Source organism: Rhodoferax sp. (genome assembly GCF_018780565.1).
Classification (GTDB): Bacteria; Pseudomonadota; Gammaproteobacteria; order Burkholderiales; family Burkholderiaceae_C; genus Rhodoferax.
The window spans coordinates 15,745-38,559 of the sequence record NZ_JADMJN010000015.1 but is presented as its reverse complement, the minus strand read 5'-3'; the positions used below and the strand labels follow the sequence as shown (position 1 = coordinate 38,559).

Below are 22,815 nucleotides of genomic sequence, written 5' to 3'. Positions count from 1 at the left end.
ACTGCACTCAACTGATCAGGCCTGGCGCCGCGCGTACCGTCGGCGCCAGGCTTTCTCCAACTCAACTGCTGCACCCACGATGGCCGCAGCGCCCAGGCAAATTCCCAGCTCCGTCAGGCTCAAGGCTTCAGTCTTGAAAATCGGGTTCAGGAACGGCACATAGATCGTGGCCATCTGCAATAAAAAGGTAAGCAGCACCGCGCCCAGCAGCGGCAAGTTGGAGCCCAGGCCAAGCTGCCACAAAGACTCGCGCTCCGACCGGATCACCATGACATGAACCATTTGCGACAGGGTCAGCACTGTGAACACCATGGTTTGCCAGTGCGCATTTCCGGTTGACAATGCCCACGCCTGAACGCCCAGGCACAGGCCGCCCATCAACAAGCCAATACCCAGAATGTGTTGCCACATGCCGTTGGAAAACAGGCTTTCATCTGGTGCGCGTGGTGGACGCTGCATCACACCACGCTCGGCCGGCTCGGCAGCCAGCGCCAGCCCGGGCAGGCCATCGGTCACCAGGTTGACCCACAGGATATGAATCGGCAGCAGCGGGATGGGCAATAGAAGCATGGGGGCCAGAAAGATCGTCCAGATCTCCCCGGAGTTGCCGGTCATCGCGTAGCGCACAAACTTGCGTATGTTGTCGTAGATGCGCCGGCCTTCCCGCACGGCCACCACAATGGTGGCAAAGTTGTCATCCAGCAGCACCAGACTGGAGGCCTCACGTGCCACATCGGTGCCCCCCTTGCCCATGGCCACGCCAATATCGGCGCGCTTGAGGGCGGGGGCGTCGTTCACGCCGTCGCCCGTCATGGCGACATAGTGGCCCAAGGCCTGCAGGGCTTCGACAATCCGGATCTTTTGTGCCGGATCGACGCGGGCATACACCCGCACGGTGCCAACGCGCTGTGCCAGTGCAACCTCGTCCAGCGTGATCAGGTCCTGCCCTGTCAATACGTCGGCCTTTTCGTCCTCCACGATGCCCAGCCGGTACGCGATGGCAAGCGCCGTGGCCGGATGATCCCCCGTGATCATGACAGGGACAATGCCGGCCTGAATGCACTCACGCACGGCAGCCCTGGCTTGCGCACGCGGCGGATCGATCAAGGCAACGAGACCCAAAAATTCCAGTTGACTCTCCACCGCATCCATCGCATTGGTGTCGGGCAGGCGTGCATGCGTGCGCCGGGCCAGCGCCAATACACGCAGGCCCTTTGCGGCCAGTGCGTTGGCTTCGGCCAGCAGCGCAGTACGATCCAGCGGCTGCAAACCCGCCGGCGTCCATCGCGTGTCGCAGCAGGGAAGCATCGACTCCGGCGCGCCTTTGGTGTAGGCCACCAAGCCCTGCGCATCCTGGTGAAAGGTGGTCATGCGCTTGCGAACGGAATCAAAAGGTTGCTCCTGCACACGGGGCGATGCTGCATCCAGTGCAGCCTTGTCAACTTGCGCGCTCAGCGCGGCGAGCACCAGCGCAGTCTCGGTGGGGTCGCCTTCCCAGACATTTGGCGCGGGGCCAGGGCCGCGATGGGAATCGTTGCACAGGGCACCGGCACGCAGCGCCTCCTGGTGGACGGCACTCGGCAACACGTCGCCCGGCACCCAGGTTTGCCCATTCGCCAACAGCAGCTCGACATGCATGCGGTTCTGCGTCAGCGTGCCGGTTTTGTCGGAACAGATCACCGTGACAGAACCCAGGGTCTCCACCGAAGGCAAGCGGCGCACCAGTGCATTCATGGCAACCATGCGCCTTGCACCCAAGGCCAGAAGCACCGTGACCACCGCGGGCAAGGCCTCGGGTATCGCGGCCACCGCCAGACTGATGGCGGTCAGGGTCATCAGCAGGGGGGATTCTCCGCGCAACACACCCACGGCAAAGATCACGATGCAGATGCCAATCACTGCGACAGCGAGCCGCTTGCCAAAACTCGCCAGTCTGCGCTGCAGGGGTGTGCTGCGGTCTGCCGTATCGAGCAAACGGGCCACCTTGCCCAGCTCGGTGGCCATGCCGATGGCCACCACCAGCCCACGTGCTCGACCATGGGTGGCGGTAGTCCCCTTGTAGGCCATATTGAGTCGGTCGCCCAAGGCGCTGTCGCCCGTATCAGGAAGGGCCGCCGTTTGTTTGCTGACAGAAACCGATTCACCCGTCAGGGCGGACTCGTCCACTTGCAGTTGTGCAATGTCAATCAGCCGCAAGTCCGCTGGCACCTGGTTGCCGGCTTCGAGCAGAACAATATCACCCGGCACCAGCGTGCGCGTAGGCACCACCTGCTGCACGCCACCACGCAGCACGGTGGCCTGCGCGGCGGCAAGGCGCCGCAGCGCGGCCATGGCCCGGTCAGCCCGCCAGCTCTGCACAAAGCCGATCACGGCATTGAGCAGCACAATCACGAGGATGGCCAGGGTGTCGATCGCATCACCAATGACGCCCGAGACAAGCGCAGCGGCGATCAGCACCAGCACCATGAAGTCCTTGAATTGCTCGGCCAGCAATGCAAGCGGCCCGCGCTGCGCACCACTTTGCAACTCATTGGGGCCATGGCGTTCCACACGGCGCTGAACCTCGGCGTCAATCAAGCCATGCGCGGGGTCTACGGCGTGCTCACGCGCCAGCTCATCAACCTCACGATGATGCCAGGCGCTCATAGGTCGAGGTGAGTTTTCATGGGTATTGCGATGCGCGGAGCAACCGGCATCCGCTCGCAATACCTTACAACGAACTCAATACCACAGGATTGAGCGGCGTCAAAGGCTTCTTGTGGGTGAAGTAGGCAATCAGGTTGTCCGCAGCCAGATTTGCCATGGCCAGGCGCGTGGGTGTGGTGGCACTTGCGATGTGGGGGGTCAACACCACATTGGGCACGGTCAGCAGGTCCGGATGCACCTTGGGCTCGCCTTCAAACACATCCAGGCCAGCAGCAGCAATGGTCTTGTTGCGCAAGGCCACAGCCAGCGCCGCGTCGTCCACAATGCCACCACGCGCGATGTTGATCAGCGTGGCGCTCGGCTTCATCATGGCCAGTTCGGCTGCACCAATCACATGGTGTGTCTGCGCCGAATACGGGATGACCAGCACCAGGTGGTCTGATGATTTGAGCAGTTCTTCCTTGCTCACATAGCTGGCCTGGCATTGCACCTCTGTCTTTGCATCCAGACGCGAGCGGTTGTGGTAAATCACCTTCATGCCAAAGCCCAGGGCACCGCGCCGGGCAATGCCCTGGCCGATGCGGCCCATGCCCAAAATGCCCAGTGTGGAACCATGAATGTCGGAGCCTACCAGCATGTCGTAGCGCCATTTGGTCCATTTGCCAGCCCGCAGGTAATGTTCGCCTTCGGCCATGCGCCGTGCAGTGGCCATGAGCAGCCCAAAGCCGAAGTCCGCCGTGGTCTCGGTCAGCACATCGGGCGCGTTGGTGCCCAGCACGCCGGCAGCCGTCATGGCGTCGAGATCGAAGTTGTTGTAGCCCACCGTCATGTTGGCGCAAATTTTGAGGGAAGGACACTGCGAGAGCACACTGGCGTCAATACGTTCCGTGCCCATGGCAAACACGCCCTGCTTGTCTTGAAGCCTGGCCACAAGCTGGCTTGGGGTCCAGACCTCATCCGTCTGGTTGGTTTCAACATCGAAGTGCTGCGCCAGCCTGGCGATCACTTCCGGGAAGATGGCACGGGCAATGAGGATTTTGGGCTTGTTCATAAATTTTTTCCTAACGGAACCAGATGAAAGTCATGACAAAAAACAGGGGTATCAGAATGGCCCCGGACCACGCCATATAGCCAAAGAAACTGGGCATCTGCACGCCCCGGTCTTCGGCGATGGCCTTGACCATCAGGTTCGGCGCATTGCCAATGTAGCTGTTGGCACCCATGAAGACGGACCCCGCAGAAATAGCCGCCAGAGTGGGTGCCAGCGCCGTCATCAACACCTGCGGATCACCGCCAGCGGTGTTGAAAAAAACCAGATAAGTCGGTGCATTGTCCAGGAAAGAACTCAGAACGCCGCTGGCCCAAAAATACATCGCGGGGTCGGGTGTGCCGTCGGGTCGGGTCACAGCCAGGACGATGGCGCTGAAGGGTCCGTTGACGCCCGCCTTCAGCATGGCAATCACCGGAATGATGGTCAGGAAGATGCCCGCGAACAGCTTGGCTACTTCCTGCATCGGCCCCCAGGAAAACTGGTTGTCCTGATGCACCCGGGAAGGTGTGAACTTGAGAGAAAGCAAGGTGACGATGATCAAACCCAGATCGCGCACCAGGCCTGGCAAGCCCACCTCGGTGCCCTGTATATGGAAGACCGTGGCTGACTTCCAGAATCCGCTGAGCAACACCAGCGCAACGATGACGCCAAGCAGCCAGAAATTGGCAGCGCCATCGAACCCGATGCGCTTGCTGTCCGGCGTGGGGTCGACCGGCAAAATCTCTTCGCGCCGGTGGTAGTACCACCCATCCATTGCATAGAAAATCGCCAGCAGCGCGCCAATCAGGAACAGGGTCTCAGGGAAGATGTGGCGCACCGTCCAAAAGAAATCCACCCCCTTGAGGAAGCCCAGGAACAGGGGCGGATCGCCCAACGGGGTCAATGAGCCGCCCGCATTCGAGACAACAAAGATGAAAAAAATCACCACATGCGCCTTGTGCTTGCGGTTGTCGTTGGCACGAATCAGCGGACGGATCATCAGCATCGAAGCGCCCGTGGTGCCCATGAAACTTGCCAGCACCGCGCCAATGGCCAATAGGGCGGTGTTCAGCCCCGGAGCACCGTGCAGGTTGCCCCGAATAAAGATGCCACCAGCGACCGTGAACAAGGCCGTCAGCAACAGGATGAACGGCACGTACTCGGCCAGCAATGCATGCACAAAATTGGCACTTGCTGCCGCAGGACCAAACACAAAGGCAAACGGCAGCAAAAACGCCAGGGCCCAGGCGACCGTGACCTTGCCGAAGTGGTGATGCCAAAACATGGGCGCCAGCAGTGGCATCAAGGCAATCGACAGCAGGATTCCGGCAAAGGGCACGCCCCACAGTGGCGAGAGCTGGCTGCCATCCAGCGTGGCGGCGCAACTCAGGCAGGGCTGCGCGAACAGGGCTGCGACTGCAAGCCAACGAAGTAATTTCATGTCTGTGTCTCCGGATCGTGACGCTGACCAAGCATAACCAGTCAGGATGGCTGTGAAATGTCAAAAACCTGACGCAAATAGGCCAGGTACTTTTCGTCATCACACATACTCTTGCCTGGCGCGTCGGACAGCTTGGCCACTGGTTGGCCATTGCAACGCACCATTTTGATGACGATCTGCAGTGGCTCGTAGCCCAGGTCATTGGTCAGGTTGGTGCCAATACCAAAGGCGAGTTGGCAACGACCCTTGAACTGCTGGTACAGCGCAATGATGCGCGGCACGGTCAACGCATCGCTGAAGATGAGGGTCTTGGTGAGCGGATCCACCCGGTTGCGGTGGTAATGATCGAGCATGCGCTCGCCCCACTGAAACGGGTCGCCACTGTCGTGGCGGGCACCGTCAAACAGCTTGCAAAAATACAGGTCGAAGTCGCGCAGGAAGGCACTCATGCCATAGACATCGCTCAGGGCAATGCCCAGGTCACCACGGTATTCCTTGGCCCAGGACTCGAAGGCGTAGATCTGGCTGTCGCGCAAACGCGGCCCCAGCGCCTGGCAGGCTTGCAGGTACTCATGCGCCATCGTGCCCAGGGGCGTAAGGCCCAGCTTCATGGCAAACAACACGTTGCTGGTGCCCGCCAGCTGGCCTGCCACACCTGTGGCCTTGCCCGGGCTCTGACCGATACCCAAACGGGCTGAGAGCACACGCAACACCTCTTCATGCCAAGCCACGGAAAACCGGCGCCGCGTACCATAGTCGGCAATCTTCAAATCAGTGAGGCCCGGCGCCCTGAGCTGGGCAATCTTTTCGTCCAGGCGTTTGCGCCCTTCCATCAGATCGGGCAATTTTTGTGTATTGCGAAAGTAGACCTCGTTGACGATGGCCAGCACCGGGATTTCAAACAGGATGGTGTGCAGCCAGGGCCCCTGGATCGTGATGTCGATCTCGCCCGAGGGCAACGCCGTTACGGTGATGTATTTTTCGTTGAGCCTGAACAGGCCCAGAAAATCGACGAAATCGCTTTTGATGAACCGGAAGGAGCGCAAGTAGTTCAGTTCGGGGTCTTTGAAATGCAGGCTGCACAGCGAGCGGATTTCGTCACGAATCTCGCTGGCATACAAAGCCAGGTTGTTCGCCGCCAGGCCGGTGGCAGGGTCGATGCCGGGGTTGCGGCATTTGAACTTGTATTCCACCTGCGCCCCGGGAAACTGGTGCAGCACCGCCTGCATCATGGTGAATTTGTAGAGGTCGGTATCGAGAAGACTGGTGATGATCATGTTTGAACTTTAGGCCTTTAGCTGCCCCGCCACCAGCGTAATTACCCGGTCTGCTCGCTCGGCCAGAATGCTGTTTTGCTCGGCCACCAGCATCGGCATGCCCTGGGCCTTGAGGGCGAGCAAGGCCTGCACCATGGATTCCACCAGCACCGGCGAGATGCCTTCACATGGTTCGTCCAGCAAAAGCAGCTTCGGCGCAGTCATGAGGGTGCGGGCCACGGCCAGCATTTGCTGCTCGCCGCCGCTCATCTGACTACTCAAGCGACGCAGCATGCTTTTGAGCGCCGGGAACAGGTCCAGCACCCGGGCTTCATTGGCCTGCACATCGCCGCGGGCTGCCACCCGCAGGTTCTCCTGCACGGTCAGTGCGGCAAAGAGACGCCGGTCTTCGGCCACATAGCCCAGACCGGCTTGCGCCCTGCGGTGCGGCTCCCACGCTGAAATACTATTGTTTTGATAGCTGATAAGGCCCGATACACGAGGGCCAATGCCCATAATGGCTTGCAACAATGTGGACTTGCCGGCACCATTGAGCCCCTGCAGCACCACCAGTTCGCCGGGGGCCACTTGCAAGGACACGTCAAACAAGGCCTGCGCCGCGCCGTACCAGGCCTTGAGGTTTTTTACCACTAGCATTAGCGCCCCCCTCCCCCGGCACGGTCTGACAGGGCGGCATGGCCAGCCCGGCCCAGGTAGCGCGTGCGCACCGTCTCGTTTTGCGCAATCTCATGCGGTGAGCCCTGTGCGGCAATCTGCCCGTCGATCAGCACCAGTACCCGATCGGCCACACCAAACACGGCATCCATGTTGTGCTCGGTGTAAAGCACCGCCACACCAGCCCGTGCATCAGCCTTTGCATGGGCCAGCGACTTGACCAAGGCCATCAGATCAGCCCGCTCGGGGCCGGCCAGGCCTGCGGCGGGCTCGTCCAACAGCAGCAAGCGCGGTCCTGCGGACTTGATCTCGCCCATGACACCGGCCAGGGCCATCGCCAGCTCCAGCCGCTTCTTGGCGCCATACGGCAGCCCCAACACATCGGCCTGGGCTACTGCTTGCAGACCCACCTGCGCCAGCAGGGCCTGGGCCGCATCCAGCTGCACAGTATCCAGTACATTCCAGGCCGCAAGCCCTCGTGGCGCCTGCAGAAGCAGCTGCACATTTTGTAGCACGGTCAGCGCTTCAAAGGTCTGCGCCACCTGAAACGTGCGGGCCACGCCGCGTGCCAGCCGCTGGGCCGGGTCAAGGCGGTCGATGCGCTCGCCCGCCCACAACACCTCGCCGCGGGTCAGGCGGTGTTGCCCGGCAATGCAGGCAAAGCAGGTGGATTTGCCCGCGCCGTTGGGGCCGATCAGGGCCACACACTCGCCGACCTGGAGTTCAAAACTCACGCCTTGCACGGCGTGCACACCACCAAAGTGCTTGACCAGGTTTCTGACCTGAAGCGTCATGGCCGTTTGCCTTTCTGCAGCCATCCCAACAAGCCGGAAGGCGACGCCACCATGATCAGCATCACAAACACGCCCAGGGCTCCGCGCCAGTAATCAAAGCCACGGCCCAGTTCAGCACCAGCCCACACCAGCACCGCACTGCCTGCCGCCACGCCCCACAGCTGGTGCACCCCGCCCAGCAAGACCACCAGCAGTGCATCCAGCGAGGTCGCCACACTGGCAACCGACGGGAAAACTGCGCCCTTGTGCGCCGCAAACAGCCCGCCCGCCAGACTTGCCAGCACGGCGCTCTCACAAAATATGCGGTACTTGATCCAGTTCACCGGCAAGCCACTGGCTTGCGCGCGCATCGGCGCATCACGCACCGCCTGCAATGCCGCGCCCAGGGTGGATCGACTCAAACGGCCCAAGGCCCAGACACTGAGCAAGGCCAACATCGAGAGCAGCAGGTAAAACGCAGGGCGCGTGTCCTGCACCACCAGATTCAGGCCGATCACGCCGTTGTCACCGCCCGTCAGACCTACCCACTGCGTGGCCATGGCCCACACCACCTGGGCCAGCGCCAGCGAGAGCATGGCCAGGTAGACGCCGCCACTGCGCACCACCACGGCACCAAACAGCGCAGCCACCGCCAGCGCCAGCGCACAACCGGCGGCCAAGGCCCACGGCAGCGAAGCGTCCCAACTGCGGTGCGCCAATGCTGCGCCATAAGCCCCCAATCCAAAAAAAGCCGCATGCCCAAAGCTGACCAGCCCCCCCAGAGCCATCATGGCCTGCAGGCTGATGCCAAAGATCATCAGGATCAGCGCATCCGCCGCCAGTGATTGCCAGTATGGCCCCGCCAGCCAGAGCACCGCCAGGCACAGACCAAACGCTACGAAAGTCATAGCTGACCATGAAGATTGGGCGGGGGCCAGAATGAATTTTTGTGCAATTTCCTTGGGGCCAGAGCCCAGTGGCTTGCCCAGCAGCCCCATCGGCCGCAGCGCCAGCACAACTGCCATGGTCAGGAATACCAGCACCAGCGTGGCCTGCGGAAAAAAGCTAATGCCCAGAGCGTGCACCAGCCCAATCAGCAGCGCTGCGAAAAACGCCCCGGCAATGCTGCCCAGGCCACCGGTCACCACCACGACAAAGGTTTCCACCACCACATTCACGTCCATCTGCAGGTTCGCAGGTTCGCGCGGCAACTGCAGCGCCCCACCCAAACCCGCCAGCATGCAGCCCAGCACCACAGCCCCCAGCATCAGCGGCTTGGGGTTGACGCCCAGCGCTGCGAGCATGGCGCGGTCTTGCGTGGCGGCGCGCAAGCGCTGGCCAAACAGGGTGCGGTGCAACAGCCCATGCAGCCCAAGCCACACCAACGGGCCCAGAATGATAGTGAGCAGCTGGTACTGGGGAAAATAGTCACCCCACAATGCCATCGATCCCTTGAGCCCCGGAAAACGCGGTGCAAACACTTCCTCTGGCCCAAAGCCCCAGCGCATCGCATCGTGCAGCGCCAGCGTGAGACCGAAAGTGGCCACCAGCTGGTACAACTCGGGTACGCCATACAGCCGTCTTAACAGGAAAAATTCGGCCATTGCCCCCACAATACCTGCGCAGATAGCTCCCAAAAGCATAGCAATCGCATACAGCGTGGCGCTCTCCCCCCAGGATGGATACCAGTGCGTGATCCAATGCGCCGTGAACAACGCACCCAGCATGAAGAAGCTGCCGTGGGCAAAGTTCACGATGCGGGTGACGCCAAAAATCAGCGTCAGGCCCGCCGCCATCAGGAACAGGGTAGTGGCATAGCTCAGGCCATTGAGAGCCTGGATGGCAATGAAGGTCATCAGGCTGTTACCCGCAGCGCGTCAGCGGATATCAGTCCAGCCAGTGCGTGAACTCTGCCACCGGCACACGTGGCGTGTGAAAGGTATTCACGATCTCGGACTCGTCCGCATAGCCCAAGGCCATGCCGCAGACCAGCATCTCGTCGGCACCCGCGCCAATGTGCGGCAGGATGATCTTGCCAAAGCCATTCCACGCCGCCTGCGGGCAGGTGTGCAAACCGTGGCCGCGCGCGGCCACCATGATGTTTTGCAGGAACATGCCGTAGTCCACCAGCGAGCCGCGCCCCATCACGCGGTCCATCGTGAACATCAGGCCCACCGGTGCGTCAAAGAACTTGTAATTGCGCTGGTGCTGCAAATGCATCTTGTCCTTATCACCCTTGCCAATGCCCAGCAGGCTGTAAAGGCCCCAGCCGTTCTCGCGGCGGCGGTCAATGTAGGGGCTGACCCACTTTTCCGGGTAGTAGTCGTACTCTTCGCGATAGTCCGCCGCCAGCGCCGGGTTGGCGCGAATGGCATCGTGTGCAGCGCAAACCTTCTCCACCAGCGTAGCGCGGGTACTGCCCTGCAACACATACACCTTCCAGGGCTGGGTGTTGGTGCCCGACGGTGCCCGGCTGGCCACCTGTAGCAGCTCAGTGAGCGTCTCACGCGACACAGCCTGCTGGGTGAAGGCGCGTGCCGACATGCGCGAGGTGATGGCAGCATCTACGATGGTTTGGGTCATACAAGGGTTTCCAGGACGGTTTTGAGATCCAGCGGCAAAGGCGTCGGACGGCGGGTTTTCTGATTCACGTAGACATGGATGAAGTGGCCCTTGGCAGCCGTCAGCGGCTCGCCCTGGGCAAACAGGCCCACTTCATAGCGCACGCTACTGGAACCCAGACGGGCCACACGGATGCCGGCCTCCACCGTCTGCGGGAAGGCCAGCGAGGAAAAGTAATTGCACTGGGTTTCAATCACCAGCCCAATGGTCTCGCCATGGTGGATGTCGAGCACGCCCTGCTCGATCAGGTAGGCATTCACAGCCGTATCGAACCAGCTGTAATAGACCACGTTATTCACGTGCCCGTAGGCATCGTTGTCCATCCAGCGGGTGGTGATGGTGCGAAACACCTTGTAGGCGCTGCGCGGCTCGGCTTGGGGTTTGTCAGTTTTTGTTTCACTCATGGGACCCGATTTTGCCAGTGCGCGCAGATTGTTTCGCCATGGTGACAAAACCCGCTTTCTAGAATACGCAGACTAATTTGCTGCAGTGCAACAAAAATAGCTTGCATCCCCCGTCCATCTCCCTATAATTCGAACCATGCTGCACTGCAACATAAACCATATCAGGGATGGGTTCGGCGCAGATACTGTTTTACCTTAACTCTATTGGAGAAATTACTATGCTGACCGTCGAACAAATCATGGCTTCCAACAAAGCAAACATGGAAACCCTGCTGGGTCTGACTTCCAAGGCTTTCGAAGGCGTTGAGAAGATTGTTGAACTCAACCTGACTGCTTCCAAAGCTGCTCTGGCTGAGTCTGGCGAACACGCCAAGGCGCTGTTGAGCGTGAAAGACGCACAAGAGTTGTTGGCCCTCCAATCCGGCCTGCTCCAGCCTCTGGCTGAGAAGACCGCCGCCTACAGCCGTCATCTGTATGACATCACCACCAGCTCCACTGCGGAATTCAGCAAGGCTTTCGAAGGCCAGGCTGCTGAAGCACAGCAAAAATTCATGGGCTTGGTGGACAACGCTGCCAAGAACGCACCCGCCGGTTCTGAAACCGCTGTTGCCGTGATGAAAAGCGCTGTAGCTGCTGCCACCAACGCTCTGGAATCCGTGCAAAAAGCTGTCAAGCAGGCTACTGATGTTGCTGAAGCCAATTTCAATGCCGTTGCTGCGACCGCAGTGAACGCATCCAAGCCAGTTGCCAAGAAGCGTTAATTGATTCACGCTTGGATAGAAAAAGTAGCGCCATATCGCTTTTCTGGAGCGTCAACTCTATAAAATCAGGGAAAACCCTGAGATACTCTACCCAAGTTAAGTTTTTAGGGAACGAATAGGTTTTTAACCGTTCCTACTGGTTGTCTCCTCGGGTCCTTTCGAAACCTTCAGGTTCAGGGATCCCTTAAGGGCTGGTCGCAAGACCAGCCCTTTTTTTATGCCCCGTCGATTCTGCCCAACGCTGAATCCTCATTTCGATTTTGCCGCCAAGGCTGCACGCAACTGGGGCAGCAGGTTCTGCATTGCCACGCGACCTGCCTCGATCGCACGGCGCCGGGCGGCAAAATCCGAGCTCGCCACACCGGCCAGAGCAGGGCGCACCACGATATCCGCCTCGCGCAATTCAAAGCTGTTGATACTCTTGCCCATGATGGCGAAGGTCTGCAGCAGAATTTGCAGTGTGTCATGGGCAGCATTGCCTTCCGGCGCACTGGAAATATCCACCGCAATGATCAACTCGGCCCCCATCTGGCGGGCATACCGTACCGGCACGGGCGACACCAGTCCGCCATCCACGTACTCCCGCGCACCAATCCTGACCGGCTGAAACAGGGCTGGCACCGAGCTTGATGCACGCACCGCCGTGGCCGTATCGCCGCGCTGAAACAATACACCCTGCCCACTGTTGAGGTCGGTGGCCACAATTCCCAAAGCCATGGGCATGCTTTCAATCGGCCGGGCATTGACCTGAAAACTCACGTAGCGCGCAAAAGCCTCTCCACGCAACATGCCACGACTGAAGATGGGCAGCGTCCAGTCGGCAAAGGCAGCCTCCTCCATGGTGTCAGCCACCTGCTGCAACTGGGCGCCACTCTTGCCGCTGGCATACAGAGCCGCCACCAGACTACCCGCAGACGTGCCCACCACCAGAACCGGACGGATGCCCGCTTCCTCCAGCACCTGGATCACACCCACATGGGCAAACCCACGAGCCGCACCACCACCCAGGGCGAGACCGACTCTGGGCAAGATCCTGGGTACATCCTGAACCTTGGGCGGCGTATCTACCGGCAACTGCGGTGCGGGGACCGATGCGCAGGCCACCAAACCCAGCAACGCCAACATCATCAGATAAGGCCGGAAATTCCTGTCGAGACTGTTCATTTATTAAGAATGATTCGCGTTTATGTTAAAATGAAGCATCAATTTTCGGATAGCGCACAACCATGTTCAGTACCTTGTTCAGAAAACACATCGGGGCCGCTGGCGCCATTTTGCTCGCATGCACGGCCGTATCGGCGCAGGAGCAAGTTCTCAACATTTACTCGGCCCGTCACTATCCGACCGACGAAGCGCTTTACAGCAATTTTTCCAAAGCCACCGGCATCAAAATCAACCGGGTCGATGCCGATGATGCCGGCATTCTCGCGCGACTCAAGGCCGAAGGTGCCGCCTCCCCCGCCGATGTGATCTTGCTGGTGGACGCCGCCCGGTTGTGGCGCGGTGAATCTGAAGGACTGTTCCAGCCAGTGAAATCCAAAGTGCTGAACGATGCCATTCCCACACAGTTTCGTGGCAATCCCAATGCCGACGGGGCCTCGCCCTGGTTTGGCTTCTCGACCCGCGCCCGCGTCATCGTTTACGACAAGGTGAAGGTCCGCAAGGATGACGTCGATACCTATGAGGAACTCGGTGACCCCAAAAACAAGGGCAAGCTCTGCATTCGCTCAGGGTCACATCCCTACAACCTGTCCCTGTTCGGCGCGGTCACAGAACACTTGGGAGCGCAACAGGCTGAGATCTGGCTCAAAGGCATGGTTGACAACATGGCACGCTCGCCCAAAGGCGGTGACACCGACCAGATCAAGGCGGTTGCCGCCGGCGAATGCGGCATTGCCGTGACCAACACCTATTACCTTGCCCGCATCATGCGCTCGGACAAGCCGGAAGACAGAAACATGATGGACCGGGTGGGCGTGGTCTTCCCGAACCAGGCATCCTGGGGCACGCATGTGAACATCGCGGGCGGAGCCGTGGCCAAGAATGCCAAGAATCCGGCCAATGCGATCAAATTCCTGGAGTATCTCGCCAGCCCTTCCGCTCAGGAGCACTTCGCCAACGGCAACAACGAATGGCCGGTCGCCAAAGGCGTCAAACTCAGCAATCCAGCCCTACAGGCCATGACTGGAGGCAACTTCAAAAGCGAAACAATCCCGATCAGTGTCGTCGGGATGAATCAGGTCAAGGTGCAGCAAATGCTCGACCGCGTCGGCTTCAAATAGCAAAAGCTGACCAGCTTCTCCCGGCAAGGACACAACATGAAAATCATCGGCTACTTACTGGTTTTTCTGATGGCGCTGGCGATCGCTCTGGTAATCGCCGGGCAATTGGGTGCACTCAGCGGCGCAGCGCCCCAAAAACTCGGCGTGACCGACGGCAAACTACGCCCACCCTCCAGAACACCCAACAGTGTCAGCAGTCAGGCGGACCTGTACCCCGATCATCCACAAAAAGACTATGCCGGCATTGCGCCCTTGCGTTACACGGGCGACGCCAGCGCTGCCATGGAAAAGCTGGCGAATTTACTGGATAAATCAGAGCGAACTGTCATCGTCACCCGGGAACCGGGCTATATCTATGCGCAAAGCAGCACAGCCTTGTTCAAGTTCACCGACGATATGGAGTTCTGGCTGGACCAGCCCAACAAGGTGATTCAGGTGCGCTCGGCCAGCCGATTGGGCCGCAAAGACTTTGGCGTCAACCGGGCACGTATGGAAGCCCTACGCACCCGGTTTTCCGGTTAACCTGCAGCCGCTTCCTGCGCCTCAGGCTTGGGCTTGCCCTCTTTCTTGGGCAAGGGCTGGATATCCAGCAAAACCTCGGTCTTGCTCTCATCCTTGTCGTCCAGGTCCACCGTCAGGCGGCCACCTTCGGTCAGGCGACCAAACAGCAACTCATCTGCCAGTGCACGACGGATCGTGTCCTGAATCAGCCGCTGCATAGGACGCGCGCCCATCAGCGGATCAAAGCCCTTCTTCGCCAGATGCTTGCGCAGCTTGTCGGTGAAGGTAACTTCCACTTTCTTGTCAGCCAACTGGGTTTCAAGTTGCAGAAGGAATTTGTCCACCACGCGAAGAATGACGGTTTCATCCAGCGCCTTGAAGCTCACGGTGGCATCCAGACGATTGCGGAACTCAGGCGTGAACAAACGTTTGATGTCCGCCTGCTCATCACCCGCCTCACGCGGATTGGTGAATCCAATCGAGGCCTTGTTCATGGTCTCGGCTCCCGCATTGGTGGTCATGATGATGATCACATTGCGGAAGTCGGCCTTGCGTCCGTTGTTGTCCGTCAGGGTGCCGTGATCCATGACCTGAAGCAGCACATTGAAAATCGCAGGATGCGCCTTCTCGATCTCATCAAGCAGCAAAACACAATGCGGCTTCTTGGTGATGGCTTCCGTCAACAGACCACCCTGGTCAAAGCCGACATAGCCCGGAGGCGCACCAATCAAGCGGCTGACCGCGTGTTGCTCCATGTACTCGCTCATATCAAAGCGAATCAGGTCAATGCCCATGATGTAGGCGAGCTGCTTGGCTGCTTCCGTCTTGCCCACACCCGTGGGGCCACTGAACAGGAATGAACCAATTGGCTTGTCACCCTTGCCCAAACCCGAGCGCGCCATCTTGACGGCGGACGCCAGCATATCAATCGCCTTGTCTTGACCAAACACCACGTTGCGCAAATCACGCTCCAGGGTTTTCAGTTTGCCGCGATCATCATTGGACACATTGGCTGGCGGAATGCGGGCAATCTTGGCCACAATTTCCTCAACCTCGGCCTTGCTGATGATCTTCTTGCGCCGCGACGGGGGCAAGATTCGCTGCGCAGCACCAGCCTCATCAATGACGTCAATGGCCTTGTCTGGCAAATGACGATCGTTGATGTACTTGGCGCTCAGTTCAGCCGCAGCCTGCAACGCAGCTACAGCGTACTTGACGTTGTGATGCTCTTCAAAACGGGACTTGAGGCCCTTGAGAATGTCCACCGTCTGCTCGATGGTCGGCTCGACCACATCCACCTTCTGGAAGCGGCGAGACAAGGCGGCATCCTTTTCGAAAATGCCACGGTACTCGGTGAAGGTCGTCGCACCAATGCACTTGAGCGCACCGGAACTCAATCCAGGCTTGAGCAGATTCGATGCATCCAGCGTTCCGCCCGATGCAGCGCCGGCACCAATCAGGGTGTGGATTTCATCAATGAACAAAATCGCATTGGGCTTGTCCTTCATGGACTTCAATACGCCTTTGAGGCGCTGCTCAAAATCACCCCGGTATTTCGTCCCGGCCAGCAACGCACCCATGTCCAGCGAATAAACGACCGCTTCAGCCAGGATTTCCGGCACGTCCTTCTGAGTAATGCGCCAGGCGAGCCCTTCAGCAATCGCTGTCTTGCCGACCCCCGCCTCGCCCACCAGCAAAGGATTGTTCTTGCGGCGGCGGCACAAAATCTGGATGACCCGCTCCACCTCGTACTCACGCCCAATCAGCGGATCGATCTTGCCATCCTTGGCCATCTGATTCAGATTTTGCGTGTACTGCTCAAGCGGAGATTGCTTCTCGTTCTTCTCGCCACCGGATTCATCGCTTTCGGCTTGCGCCTCGCTGGACTTGCCGGTTTCTGGTGGGTCGCTTTTCTTGATGCCGTGCGCAATGAAGTTCACCACATCCAGACGGGTCACACCCTGCTGGTGAAGATAGTAGACGGCATGCGAATCCTTTTCGCCAAAAATGGCGACGAGCACATTGGCCCCGGTAACTTCTTTCTTGCCGCTGCCAGTGGACTGCACATGCATGATGGCGCGTTGAATGACACGCTGGAAGCCCAGCGTGGGCTGCGTATCCACATCATCCGAACCCGCAACCTGCGGCGTATTGTCCTTGATGAAATTGGCCAGTGATTTGCGTAAATCGTCAATATTGGCTGAACAGGCCCGCAACACTTCTGCCGCACTGGGGTTGTCCAGCAGGGCCAGCAACAAGTGCTCGACCGTAATGAACTCATGACGTTGCTGGCGAGCCTCGACAAACGCCATATGAAGGCTGACTTCCAATTCTTGGGCAATCATGTGATTTCCTTTCTAGCCTTACTTTGATGATTAACTGTAATCCGATTTCGATACCATTTACAAAGAAATGACATCAGCCGCTCAAAATTCCACCGGCTCGCTCACACACTTCAAGGGATGCCCGGCCTTTGCCGCAGCCTCCAGAACCTGATCTACCTTGGTTGCAGCCACATCCCTCGAATACACCCCGCAAACACCTTTGCCATCCAGATGGATCTTGAGCATGATCTGGGTCGCTGCCTCCAGGTCCTTTCCGAAGAACTCCTGGATCACGACCACCACAAATTCCATGGGCGTGTAGTCATCATTGAGCATGACCACCTGGTACATCTGAGGTGGCTTGGCCTTCTGAGTCCGTCGTTCAAGTACAACAGAGCCACCTTCTTCCCGGTCGGGTTGCTGGATCGGCGGTGCGGGGGGAATTACAGGAGATTTGGTTGCCATAATTTCATTCTATCGAGCGTACTGAAGCACTGCACCGCCAAAGTGAATTGGTGGCAGTTTTCCCACATTCAAGCAACGCAAAGAAAAAAACCGCCCAAGCTATTCAGCCTGAGCGGTCCGCATGCTGCAACAGGCCCATGCCTGCGCAGCAGTTAGTTTCAGCCTGCGACTACATGTGGTCAATCATCACCTGGCCAAAGCCGGAGCAGCTGACTTGGGTGGCACCATCCATCAGGCGGGCGAAGTCATAGGTCACTTTTTTGCTGTTGATGGATTTTTTCATGGAGCTGATGATCAGGTCCGCAGCTTCGATCCAGCCCATGTGGCGCAACATCATCTCGGCAGAAAGGATCTCGGAGCCGGGATTCACATAGTCTTTACCGGCATACTTGGGTGCTGTACCGTGAGTCGCTTCAAACATGGCAATGGTGTCGCTCAGATTCGCGCCCGGGGCAATACCAATACCACCCACCTGTGCTGCAAGCGCGTCCGAGACGTAGTCGCCATTCAGGTTCAAGGTGGCAATCACGCTGTACTCGGCAGGACGCAAAAGAATCTGCTGCAGGAAAGCATCGGCAATGCTGTCCTTGACGATGATCTCCTTGCCGGTCTTCGGATTCTTGAACTTGCACCAGGGTCCACCGTCAATCAGTTCGGCGCCGAACTCTTTCTGAGCCAGGTTGTAGGCCCAGTCACGGAAGCCACCTTCGGTGTACTTCATGATGTTGCCCTTGTGAACAATCGTCAGGCTGGGCTTGTCATTGTCGATGGTGTATTGCAAAGCCTTGCGCACCAGGCGCTCGGTGCCTTCGCGGGAAACAGGCTTGATGCCGATACCCGAGGTGTTGGGAAAACGGATCTTCTTGACACCCATCTCATCCTGAAGGAACTTGATCAGCTTCTTGGCCTTGTCAGACTCGGCCTCGAACTCGATACCGGCATAAATGTCTTCCGAATTTTCACGGAAGATGACCATGTTGGTCTTCTGCGGCTCTTTCACGGGGCTGGGCACGCCGTCAAAGTACTGAATGGGGCGCAGGCAAACATACAGGTCAAGTTCCTGACGCAACGCAACGTTCAGCGAACGGATACCGCCACCCACTGGCGTGGTCAGGGGACCCTTGATGGACACCACATAATCGCGGATGGCGTGCAGGGTTTCTTCGGGCAACCAGACATCCGGGCCATACACATTGGTGGACTTCTCACCGGCATAGACTTCCATCCAGTGGATCTTCTTTTTGCCGCCATAGGCCTTGGCAACCGCGGCGTCCACTACCTTGAGCATCACAGGCGTAATGTCCAAACCAGTGCCGTCACCTTCAATGTAAGGAATAACCGGCTGATCCGGCACATTGAGTGACATGTCGGCGTTGACGGTAATTTTCTGGCCTTGTGAGGGCACCTTGATGTGCTGGTACATGTACTTGTGTCTCCGTTGATTGGTTCAATGTGCGCGATTCTTGATGCTGAATCCACCGGAAAATCCCTTCTTGTACGGGGATCTGGTGGCGCTTTTGGATTCTAGTCCGAAAAAATTACTGTTTTCTGTCAACCCGGGGCAAACCAGCCCCGTTACGGACAAGCCTTCCAAAGTTTGGAGGGAAATTTTTGAAATAACGTTATCTCAAGGAAATTGAAAAATGAACAAACTTCTCGCCGCTTTGGTTGCTGGTCTTTTCGCTGCTGGCGCTTTCGCTCAAGCTGCCGCTCCAGCTGCTGCTCCTGCTAAAGCCGCTGCACCTGCCGCCGCTGCTGCACCTGCTGCTGCCGCTCCAGCTGCTGCTCCTGCCAAGGCCGAAGCCAAGAAAGAAGAAGCCAAGGTAGACGCTAAGGCTGACAAAGCCGCTGCTGCCAAGCAAGCCAAAGAAGAAAAAGCTGCTGCCAAGAAAAAAGCTAAAGAAGAAAAAGCTGCTGCTGCCAAAGCAAAAGCTGAAGAAAAAGCTGCTGCCAAAAAAGCAAAAGCTGAAGCCAAGCCTGCTGCCGCAAAAGCAGAAGAAAAGCCTGCTGCCAAGAAAGAAGAAGCCAAGAAGTAATTCTTGACAACTTTATAAAAATGCCCGCTTCTGCGGGCATTTTTGTTTCTGGCCCCTCCAAGTTGCATCAGAATTGAGTCATGAAACTCGTCAAATTTATTTCAATTGGGCTTTTGGGATTAGCGGCCGTTCTGGGTAACACCCTTCAGGCGCAGAATACTCCGCAGCTCGATCTGCCCCGCATCAAGCTCTCAGCGGGCATGCATCTGATCGACACGACCGTTGCGGCAACCCCAGAGCAACGTTCTACCGGCCTGATGTTTCGCAAGGAGATGCCGACGGCAGAGGGCATGCTGTTCGTCTTTGAACAGGCCGAGGTCCAGTGCTTCTGGATGAAAAATACCCTGCTCCCGCTGACAGCCGCTTTTGTCGCCGACGATGGCACCATCGTCAACCTGGTGGACATGAAGCCCCAGACGCTGGATTCGCACTGCTCCAAACAACCGGTGCGCTTTGTCCTGGAAATGAACCAGGGCTGGTTCGACAAAAAAGGCATCAAGGCCGGCTTCAAGCTTGGCGGAAGGCCTTTTGAAAAGAAATGATGTTGTCGGTTCACCCCTTACGACCATTCCACCCCCTTGTATGAAAAAAGCCACCTTTCGGTGGCTTGTTCGCATCTAGCCCGGAACTTCAGGCGAAGTTGGCTTCAGCAAAACCCCAGTTCACCAGTTTGTCGAGGAAAGTCTCGACGAACTTGGGGCGCATGTTGCGGTAGTCGATGTAATAGGCGTGCTCCCAGACGTCAACCGTCAGCAGTGCCTTGTCGGCAGTGGTCAGCGGGGTGCCTGCAGCACCCGTGTTCACGATGTCTACAGAGCCATCGGGTTTCTTGACAAGCCAGGTCCAGCCGGAACCGAAATTACCCACTGCGGACTTGACAAATGCCTCCTTGAATGCCGCGTAAGTGCCCCACTTGGCGTTGATTGCGGCTGCCAGCGCGCCGGAAGGTTCACCGCCACCGTTGGGCTTCATGCAGCTCCAGAAAAAGGTGTGATTCCATATCTGAGCCGAATTGTTGTAGATGCCGCCGCTGGATTTCTTGATGATCTCTTCCAGGGTCATGGACTCAAACTCAGTGCCCTTTTGCAGGTTGTTGAGGTTTACGACATAGGCATTGTGGTGCTTGCCATGGTGGTACTCCAGAGTTTCCTTGGAGTAGTTGGGCGCCAGGGCGTCGATTGCATAAGGCAGGGGGGGCAGTGTATGTTCCATGATGTCCTCGCGAGTTTGTTGTTGGAAAGGGCCGATTGTAGAAACATTGCTCAGGGAGACTGTGACACCTGCAAATCAACCTCGCCGTCAGCAAGGGTGGCCTTCACCAATTGACCGGCGTGGACTTGCCGCACGCTTGTGATGGTCTCCCCTTCCTGACTGCTTAACCAGGCATAACCGCGCTGCAACACCAGGGTCGGATCGAGCAGGCCGAGTCGCAATTCAGCCCGCGCCAGCCGGTCCTGTTTTCGATCGAGATCCCGCCGCCGCGCATCTGCCAGGGCAAGTTGCAGCCGCGGCAGGGCCTGCTGCCTTTGGCTCACAAAAAGCCGGGCCGCAAACTGCAAGCTTTGTGCGCTGGCGGCAATTCGCAGGCGCTGCCGACCCACCAGTGCGGACGGCCGCCCGAGTCGGGAGACGGTCATATCAAGCCGCTGGCTTTGCTGGTCCAGATGCCGCAATGCGGCATCCTGCAGCCGGCGCGCCACACCATCGATGGCACCCAACCAGACATCGCGAGGCTGGGCAACCAGCTCGGCCGCAGCGGTTGGGGTCGGCGCCCGCAAATCGGCCACAAAGTCCGCCATGGTGAAATCAGTTTCATGCCCGACACCGCTGACGATGGGCACTGGACTTTGCGCCAGGGTACGCGCAAGTTGCTCGTCATTGAACGCCCACAGATCTTCCATCGAGCCCCCGCCGCGAACCAGCAGGATGACATCGATGACAGGGTCTGCATCGCTTTCGATCTTCGTCAAATTTCGAACCAAATCGGACTCATGCCCTCGTCCTTCTTGCGTGAGCTGGTATAAATTTGATAGCGCCCTGTTCAACTCCTGTGGGGCACTGTTACCCTGGACCGCGGCTGGCGCCAGCACCACCGGGATGTGGGGGACACGACGCTGCAAGGCAGTCACAACGTCATGCAGGGCGGCAGCACCCAGCGATGTCACCAGACCGATGCCGCGGGGCATCACGGGCAAGGGCCGCTTGCGGACCGCATCAAACAGGCCCTCGCCTTCGAGTTTGGCCTTGAGCCTGAGAAACTGCTCAAACAAGGCGCCTTGCCCGGCTCGGCTCATGCTCTCAACAATCAATTGCAGATCACCGCGCGGCTCGTAGACACCCAAACGACCGCGCACCTCAACCAGTTCACCATCACGCGGCGAAAAATCCAGCAGACTGGCCGCCCGGCGAAACATGGCGCAGCGAATTTGCCCGCTTTCGTCCTTGAGCGAAAAATAGCAATGTCCGCTGGATGCGCGCGAAAAGCCCGAAATCTCCCCGCGCACCGCAACCGGATTGAATCGAGCCTCCAGTGCGTCAGCAATGGCGCGGCATAGCGCTCCAACCTGCCAGATTCGCGGCGCCGATGCTGGTGAATTGAACTCAGACATCAGCGTTCACGGGGCTTGCGACGAGATCGGAGGCGAAAGTGTTCCACAGCACACACCCTTGCATGCCATGAGATGGAGAAATCGCCCGAGCGCACAGCGATATGGTGTAACTTGTTGATTTCATTGAATAATTTGCTGCCTAATTTGTCATCGTTCTGTCACAACGCAAGCCCAGCGCGGCTTGGAGACAGTTACCCGCATAGTTCTTCACAAAGTTATCCACATATTCTGTGGGCCGGAGGTGCACCGGGGTCATCCAGCAAAGTATTGCCTGCGCAAGCTTGCAAGCCTACAAAAAATGCAGGTGCGTAGGCCATAATCGCGAGGCATTTCTCATCTGCGCGGAGATTCCATTTGTTTTCAATCATACAAGCCGCAGGCTGGCCGATCTGGCCTCTGGTTGCCTGCTCCATTCTGGCCCTGGCACTCGTCATTGAGCGCTTCATCAGCCTTAAAACATCCAAGATCGCGCCTCCCCAATTGCTCGAAGAAGTCCTGAGCGTCTGCCGCACCTCGGTGCCCGCGCCGGATGTGGTGAGCCAACTGGAGAAAAATTCCGCCCTGGGCGAGGTGCTGGCCAGTGGATTCAGGGCACTCAACAATAGCCCACGCTGTAGCGAAGACGATCTTCGTTCCTCCATGGAGGGCGCAGGACGGGTTGTCGCGCACCGCCTGGAACGCTATCTCAGCGCACTGGCCACCATCGCGTCGGCCGCACCGCTGATGGGCTTGTTTGGCACCGTCGTCGGGATGATCGAGATTTTTGGTGCCCAGACACCTGCTGGTGGTGCCACCGGCGGCAATCCGGCGCAGCTGGCACACGGTATTTCGGTAGCGCTGTACAACACCGCCTTTGGTCTGATCGTGGCCATTCCGTCCCTGATTTTCTGGCGCTATTTCCGGGCCCGGGTTGACGAATACCTGTTGACGCTGGAATTGGCCTCCGAGCGGCTGGTCCGTCACCTCAACGCGCTGCGCAAATAGGCGTCA

21 protein-coding genes are annotated in these 22,815 nt (G+C 58.4%); 6 read left to right on the top strand and 15 right to left on the bottom strand.

The genetic code is table 11. From position 1 onward, the window contains the following. Positions 1 to 15 precede the first annotated feature (15 nt). The 9 genes from IV109_RS18005 to IV109_RS17965 form a co-directional block, all read right to left on the bottom strand. Complete coding sequence (locus tag IV109_RS18005) at positions 16 to 2,646, bottom strand: cation-translocating P-type ATPase (protein ID WP_296700079.1); 2,631 nt, start codon at positions 2,644 to 2,646, stop codon at positions 16 to 18. A 64-nt stretch (positions 2,647 to 2,710) separates the two neighbouring features. Continuing rightward, positions 2,711 to 3,697: a D-glycerate dehydrogenase gene (locus IV109_RS18000; RefSeq protein ID WP_296700075.1), complete on the bottom strand. Its 987-nt coding sequence runs from the start codon at positions 3,695 to 3,697 to the stop codon at positions 2,711 to 2,713. A 10-nt stretch (positions 3,698 to 3,707) separates the two neighbouring features. Next, positions 3,708 to 5,117 carry a sodium:proton antiporter gene (locus tag IV109_RS17995; protein WP_296700071.1) on the bottom strand — a complete coding sequence of 470 codons (1,410 nt, stop codon included), beginning with the start codon at positions 5,115 to 5,117 and terminating at the stop codon, positions 3,708 to 3,710. A gap of 41 nt (positions 5,118 to 5,158) precedes the next feature. Next, the gene (pncB, locus tag IV109_RS17990) at positions 5,159 to 6,394 is read right to left on the bottom strand and encodes a nicotinate phosphoribosyltransferase (protein WP_296700068.1); all 1,236 of its coding nucleotides are present in this window, start codon (positions 6,392 to 6,394) and stop codon (positions 5,159 to 5,161) included. A gap of 9 nt (positions 6,395 to 6,403) precedes the next feature. Then, positions 6,404 to 7,030, bottom strand: coding sequence for an ABC transporter ATP-binding protein (locus IV109_RS17985; RefSeq protein WP_296700065.1), 627 nt, complete (start codon positions 7,028 to 7,030; stop codon positions 6,404 to 6,406). After that, complete coding sequence (locus tag IV109_RS17980; protein WP_296700062.1) at positions 7,030 to 7,842, bottom strand: ABC transporter ATP-binding protein; 813 nt, start codon at positions 7,840 to 7,842, stop codon at positions 7,030 to 7,032. Before IV109_RS17980 ends, IV109_RS17985 begins: the two co-directional genes overlap by 1 nt. Further along, positions 7,839 to 9,677: an ABC transporter permease gene (locus IV109_RS17975; protein ID WP_296700059.1), complete on the bottom strand. Its 1,839-nt coding sequence runs from the start codon at positions 9,675 to 9,677 to the stop codon at positions 7,839 to 7,841. Before IV109_RS17975 ends, IV109_RS17980 begins: the two co-directional genes overlap by 4 nt. A gap of 31 nt (positions 9,678 to 9,708) precedes the next feature. After that, complete coding sequence (locus IV109_RS17970; RefSeq protein ID WP_296700055.1) at positions 9,709 to 10,404, bottom strand: nitroreductase; 696 nt, start codon at positions 10,402 to 10,404, stop codon at positions 9,709 to 9,711. Further along, the gene (locus tag IV109_RS17965) at positions 10,401 to 10,847 is read right to left on the bottom strand and encodes a thioesterase family protein (RefSeq protein WP_296700052.1); all 447 of its coding nucleotides are present in this window, start codon (positions 10,845 to 10,847) and stop codon (positions 10,401 to 10,403) included. Before IV109_RS17965 ends, IV109_RS17970 begins: the two co-directional genes overlap by 4 nt. Positions 10,848 to 11,065: 218 nt before the next feature. Between IV109_RS17965 and IV109_RS17960 the strand changes: the two genes are divergently transcribed. Then, on the top strand, positions 11,066 to 11,608 hold the full coding sequence (locus IV109_RS17960; RefSeq protein ID WP_296700049.1) for a phasin family protein: 543 nt from the start codon (positions 11,066 to 11,068) through the stop codon (positions 11,606 to 11,608). Between the two features lie 249 nt (positions 11,609 to 11,857). On the opposite strand, the gene IV109_RS17955 is transcribed toward IV109_RS17960, so the two are convergent. Further along, a complete protein-coding gene (locus IV109_RS17955; RefSeq protein WP_296700045.1) occupies positions 11,858 to 12,772 on the bottom strand; it encodes a patatin-like phospholipase family protein in 915 nt (304 codons plus the stop codon). A gap of 62 nt (positions 12,773 to 12,834) precedes the next feature. Between IV109_RS17955 and IV109_RS17950 the strand changes: the two genes are divergently transcribed. Together IV109_RS17950 and IV109_RS17945 are read left to right on the top strand one after the other, a co-directional pair. Then, positions 12,835 to 13,890: an extracellular solute-binding protein gene (locus IV109_RS17950; protein WP_296700042.1), complete on the top strand. Its 1,056-nt coding sequence runs from the start codon at positions 12,835 to 12,837 to the stop codon at positions 13,888 to 13,890. Between the two features lie 36 nt (positions 13,891 to 13,926). Further along, entirely contained in the window at positions 13,927 to 14,412 is a 486-nt protein-coding gene (locus tag IV109_RS17945) for a DUF1499 domain-containing protein (protein ID WP_296700040.1), read from the top strand. Here the strand turns inward: IV109_RS17945 and clpA are convergent. The 3 genes from clpA to icd form a co-directional block, all read right to left on the bottom strand. Continuing rightward, on the bottom strand, positions 14,409 to 16,736 hold the full coding sequence (gene clpA, locus IV109_RS17940) for an ATP-dependent Clp protease ATP-binding subunit ClpA (protein WP_296700036.1): 2,328 nt from the start codon (positions 16,734 to 16,736) through the stop codon (positions 14,409 to 14,411). The genes IV109_RS17945 and clpA overlap by 4 nt on opposite strands. An 81-nt stretch (positions 16,737 to 16,817) precedes the next feature. Continuing rightward, positions 16,818 to 17,180, bottom strand: a complete 363-nt coding sequence (gene clpS / locus IV109_RS17935; protein WP_296700031.1) for an ATP-dependent Clp protease adapter ClpS — start codon at positions 17,178 to 17,180, stop codon at positions 16,818 to 16,820. A gap of 169 nt (positions 17,181 to 17,349) precedes the next feature. Then, on the bottom strand, positions 17,350 to 18,603 hold the full coding sequence (icd, locus tag IV109_RS17930) for an NADP-dependent isocitrate dehydrogenase (protein WP_296700028.1): 1,254 nt from the start codon (positions 18,601 to 18,603) through the stop codon (positions 17,350 to 17,352). 220 nt (positions 18,604 to 18,823) lie between these two features. On the opposite strand from icd, the gene IV109_RS17925 reads away from it, so the two are divergent. Both IV109_RS17925 and IV109_RS17920 read left to right on the top strand, forming a co-directional pair. Then, positions 18,824 to 19,216, top strand: coding sequence for a hypothetical protein (locus IV109_RS17925; protein ID WP_296700024.1), 393 nt, complete (start codon positions 18,824 to 18,826; stop codon positions 19,214 to 19,216). 80 nt (positions 19,217 to 19,296) lie between these two features. Next, on the top strand, positions 19,297 to 19,758 hold the full coding sequence (locus IV109_RS17920) for a DUF192 domain-containing protein (RefSeq protein WP_296700020.1): 462 nt from the start codon (positions 19,297 to 19,299) through the stop codon (positions 19,756 to 19,758). Positions 19,759 to 19,846: 88 nt separating this feature from the next. On the opposite strand, the gene IV109_RS17915 is transcribed toward IV109_RS17920, so the two are convergent. Beyond that, positions 19,847 to 20,428, bottom strand: coding sequence for a Fe-Mn family superoxide dismutase (locus tag IV109_RS17915; RefSeq protein WP_296700017.1), 582 nt, complete (start codon positions 20,426 to 20,428; stop codon positions 19,847 to 19,849). 50 nt (positions 20,429 to 20,478) lie between these two features. Beyond that, a complete protein-coding gene (gene xseA / locus IV109_RS17910) occupies positions 20,479 to 21,825 on the bottom strand; it encodes an exodeoxyribonuclease VII large subunit (RefSeq protein WP_296700014.1) in 1,347 nt (448 codons plus the stop codon). 354 nt (positions 21,826 to 22,179) lie between these two features. On the opposite strand from xseA, the gene IV109_RS17905 reads away from it, so the two are divergent. Further along, a complete protein-coding gene (locus tag IV109_RS17905) occupies positions 22,180 to 22,809 on the top strand; it encodes a MotA/TolQ/ExbB proton channel family protein (protein WP_296700011.1) in 630 nt (209 codons plus the stop codon). Positions 22,810 to 22,815 lie beyond the last annotated feature (6 nt).

Bases quoted from the DNA above. Each gene is read 5' to 3' on its own strand.
- IV109_RS18005 (WP_296700079.1), bottom strand. From the start codon at position 2,646: ATGAGCGCCTGGCATCATCGTGAGGTTGATGAGCTGGCGCGTGAGCAC.
- IV109_RS18000 (WP_296700075.1), bottom strand. From the start codon at position 3,697: ATGAACAAGCCCAAAATCCTCATTGCCCGTGCCATCTTCCCGGAAGTG.
- IV109_RS17995 (WP_296700071.1), bottom strand. From the start codon at position 5,117: ATGAAATTACTTCGTTGGCTTGCAGTCGCAGCCCTGTTCGCGCAGCCC.
- pncB (WP_296700068.1), bottom strand. From the start codon at position 6,394: ATGATCATCACCAGTCTTCTCGATACCGACCTCTACAAATTCACCATG.
- IV109_RS17985 (WP_296700065.1), bottom strand. From the start codon at position 7,030: ATGCTAGTGGTAAAAAACCTCAAGGCCTGGTACGGCGCGGCGCAGGCC.
- IV109_RS17980 (WP_296700062.1), bottom strand. From the start codon at position 7,842: ATGACGCTTCAGGTCAGAAACCTGGTCAAGCACTTTGGTGGTGTGCAC.
- IV109_RS17975 (WP_296700059.1), bottom strand. From the start codon at position 9,677: ATGACCTTCATTGCCATCCAGGCTCTCAATGGCCTGAGCTATGCCACT.
- IV109_RS17970 (WP_296700055.1), bottom strand. From the start codon at position 10,404: ATGACCCAAACCATCGTAGATGCTGCCATCACCTCGCGCATGTCGGCA.
- IV109_RS17965 (WP_296700052.1), bottom strand. From the start codon at position 10,847: ATGAGTGAAACAAAAACTGACAAACCCCAAGCCGAGCCGCGCAGCGCC.
- IV109_RS17960 (WP_296700049.1), top strand. From the start codon at position 11,066: ATGCTGACCGTCGAACAAATCATGGCTTCCAACAAAGCAAACATGGAA.
- IV109_RS17955 (WP_296700045.1), bottom strand. From the start codon at position 12,772: ATGAACAGTCTCGACAGGAATTTCCGGCCTTATCTGATGATGTTGGCG.
- IV109_RS17950 (WP_296700042.1), top strand. From the start codon at position 12,835: ATGTTCAGTACCTTGTTCAGAAAACACATCGGGGCCGCTGGCGCCATT.
- IV109_RS17945 (WP_296700040.1), top strand. From the start codon at position 13,927: ATGAAAATCATCGGCTACTTACTGGTTTTTCTGATGGCGCTGGCGATC.
- clpA (WP_296700036.1), bottom strand. From the start codon at position 16,736: ATGATTGCCCAAGAATTGGAAGTCAGCCTTCATATGGCGTTTGTCGAG.
- clpS (WP_296700031.1), bottom strand. From the start codon at position 17,180: ATGGCAACCAAATCTCCTGTAATTCCCCCCGCACCGCCGATCCAGCAA.
- icd (WP_296700028.1), bottom strand. From the start codon at position 18,603: ATGTACCAGCACATCAAGGTGCCCTCACAAGGCCAGAAAATTACCGTC.
- IV109_RS17925 (WP_296700024.1), top strand. From the start codon at position 18,824: ATGAACAAACTTCTCGCCGCTTTGGTTGCTGGTCTTTTCGCTGCTGGC.
- IV109_RS17920 (WP_296700020.1), top strand. From the start codon at position 19,297: ATGAAACTCGTCAAATTTATTTCAATTGGGCTTTTGGGATTAGCGGCC.
- IV109_RS17915 (WP_296700017.1), bottom strand. From the start codon at position 20,428: ATGGAACATACACTGCCCCCCCTGCCTTATGCAATCGACGCCCTGGCG.
- xseA (WP_296700014.1), bottom strand. From the start codon at position 21,825: ATGTCTGAGTTCAATTCACCAGCATCGGCGCCGCGAATCTGGCAGGTT.